The organism is Bacillus cereus group sp. N31, assembly GCF_016483245.1.
GTDB classification, from domain to species: domain Bacteria; phylum Bacillota; class Bacilli; order Bacillales; family Bacillaceae_G; genus Bacillus_A; species Bacillus_A toyonensis.
The window spans coordinates 1-245 of record NZ_JAEHCH010000114.1 but is presented as its reverse complement, the minus strand read 5'-3'; the positions used below and the strand labels follow the sequence as shown (position 1 = coordinate 245).

Below are 245 nucleotides of genomic sequence, written 5' to 3'. Positions count from 1 at the left end.
CAAGAGGTAAGTAAAGCAAGTGAATGGAAGTACGTGTTTACAGATTTAGCTGCATATGATGCCGAAGGAAATGCATACAAGTATGAAGTGAAAGAACAACCAGTGGATGGATATAAATCAGAGGTAAAAGGTTATGACATTATAAATACAAAAGTAGGCGAAACAAAAGTAGAAGGAACGAAGACATGGAAAGACGGAAATGCGAAAGACCGTCCGACAATGATCAAGGTAGATCTACTACAAAA

1 protein-coding gene is annotated in these 245 nt (G+C 37.6%); it reads left to right on the top strand.

What is annotated here, in order from left to right:
* Nucleotides 1-245 (top strand): Cna B-type domain-containing protein (locus tag JDS81_RS30230; protein ID WP_206772382.1); only part of this gene is annotated, 245 nt, incomplete at both ends.